General features: G+C 59.0%; 3 protein-coding genes. All 3 read left to right on the top strand.

Annotation, left to right across the window (positions count from 1 at the left end):
* The first annotated feature begins 182 nt into the window (after nt 1-182).
* On the top strand, nt 183-806 hold the full coding sequence (locus tag JOZ76_RS32335) for a hypothetical protein (protein WP_291705452.1): 624 nt from the start codon (nt 183-185) through the stop codon (nt 804-806).
* Nucleotides 807-999: 193 nt separating this feature from the next.
* Nucleotides 1,000-1,371, top strand: coding sequence for a hypothetical protein (locus tag JOZ76_RS32330; protein WP_291705451.1), 372 nt, complete (start codon nt 1,000-1,002; stop codon nt 1,369-1,371).
* Between the two features lie 309 nt (nt 1,372-1,680).
* Nucleotides 1,681-2,262: metallophosphoesterase (locus JOZ76_RS32325; RefSeq protein WP_291705450.1), on the top strand; the 582-nt coding region annotated here is incomplete at its 3' end.

Raw genomic sequence — 2,262 nt, 5'->3', positions numbered from 1 at the left:
TTGACAGAAGGTGATTCGTTAGGTCTGTTCCAATGCGGATCGGAGTCGGAAACGTTCTCTCTTTATCACGAGATTTCCTCTAAATGACAGTAGCTTGCTCTCCTATGGACTCTCAAACTTCATCACTGTCAAAGGTCTCGAGGACTCGTATTCGGCTCGCTGACGAGCCTGCAAAGCCTGTCGTGCCTGAACATGTGCGGGCGCTATTGGGACCGAGCTGGATCATCGACGGCGAGGACTCAGATCTCTACGAACAGCTTCTTGCAGGCGTCGGCGCAGCCGTGCAGCCTTTCGATCTCATCGACTGGCTGCTGCTGAAGGACGTCGTGGCCCTGACGTGGGAGATTCAACGCACTCGGCGGCAGCGCGAGAGCCTAATGCGAATGGCACGTCGAGCCGCTGTGGAGACCATTCTATTATCGATCTTGCCGCAGGAGGGGATTCGACTTACCGGCGCGTCTACTGAAGCCAGTCGACTTGCATCGGACTGGTTCAGCGGAGATAGGAAGGCGACCAAGCGCGTTGACGAATTGCTTGACCAGGCAGGGCTTTCTTCTGCGGATGTCACCGCACAATCGCTTTCAACGCGCGCTCAAGAGTTCGATCGGCTCGATAGGCAGAACGAACTTCACGAAAGGCGTCGCGATGCGCTCCTCCAGCAGATCGAACGCCGCCGTTCAGGCTGGGCGAAGGAGGTAAGGCGAGCGAGTGACGAGATCGTCGACGCGGAATTCAAGGAATCGGCCCGCGACGTCTTGGCGGAACCTAGCGGGGAAAGACTTCTGTCGGTCAGAGATGACGAGTGAAGGGCAACGCGAGGCCAATCGACGGAATGCCACGCGGAGTACTGGCCCGCGCACGGCTGCGGGAAAGGCCACCGCTCGCCTGAATGCGCGGCGACATGGTCTCGCCGCACCGCTGCGATCGGAACCTGGGGCCGATACCGAAATCGAGCATCTAGCTGCCGCGATTACGGGGGCACGGCCTGATCTCCTCGACTTGGCTCGCCGGATTGCGGAAGCCGAACTTGACTTGCGTCGGATCTGGCAAGCGCGTCTGCTGCTCACAAAATTTCCGCGGCCGGCCGTCTTCCGTCCCAAAATGGTCGCCTCGTTAAATAACAAAATCTTCAAGTCGGCGCTCTCACGAGCCTACCGGCGTAAAGATGCCTCGCTTGCCGACCTTGGCCAGCTGTTGCATGAGATGGGCTGGGATCCCCACGGGCCTGATCATGTGATTGAGCCGTCGAAGAGGCGGCTGCCGGACCGCGACGCGAGCGCCTTTGAACGTTATGAGCGTCGAGCGCTATCGCGCCGTAAATTCGCCATCCGAGATTTTGATACAGCGCGGCTTGCCGAGCCAAGGACGTGAAAAGGTAGCTTTTCTGAGAAGGCGCTCGCTCGGCGAGGCGCCAAGCGAGAAATCGCGCGAAGCGGCCATCTTTTGGCAGAACGAACCCAATTAAAAGGAAGTGACAAGCCAAATTGCTACGCTGCCAAAGTACCTTTCGCGGTACACCGTACTCTCCTCGCCGCGACTGTTTTCGGCGATGTTCGGCAGCAGCCAACATAAAAGCCATGGTAGACATGTGGGATGCGGTATCTTTGAGCGGAGCGTGACAGGGTGTGGCGTCGTTTGAAGGCTCGGGCGAAGCGGCGCTCGCCAAGGCTCCCGGACGGAATGCGGATTTACGCGATTGGCGACGTGCACGGTCGGGTGGATCTTCTCGACGCTGCGTTCGCCCGCATCGACGCCAATCTCACGCGATCGGCACCACAGCGGGTCGTCCATGTTCTTCTTGGAGATTACGTCGACCGTGGACCGTCTTCGCGCGAAGTGCTCGATCGCCTCGTGGAGCGAGCCCGCACTCATCACATCGTTTGTCTGAAGGGAAACCACGAGAGCTACCTCGTCGAGTTTCTCCACGATGCGTCAGTGCTCGGCGATTGGCGCCATTTCGGCGGGCTCGAAACCCTGAGATCCTATGGGCTCAATCCCAGTGCCATTCCGAGCGGCGTCGAGGAGCAGAGATTGGCAAACGCTTTTGCGGCCGCGCTTCCAGGAGAGCATCGGCAGCTGTTGAGAAAGCTCTGCGCGTCGTTCAGTTGCGGCGATTTCTTCTTCGCCCATGCGGGCGTGAAGCCGGGCGTCCCCCTCGCTCAACAGAGCGAACATGATCTGCTTTGGATCCGAGACGACTTCCTCTTGTCGGAGCAGGACTTCGGCAAAGTCGTCGTGCATGGCCATACACCCGTTCTCCAG

This window comes from Bradyrhizobium sp., assembly GCF_019244115.1.
Taxonomy (GTDB): Bacteria; Pseudomonadota; Alphaproteobacteria; order Rhizobiales; family Xanthobacteraceae; genus Bradyrhizobium.
The sequence above is the reverse complement of the archived record's forward strand: the minus strand, read 5'-3'. Positions and strand labels throughout refer to the sequence as shown.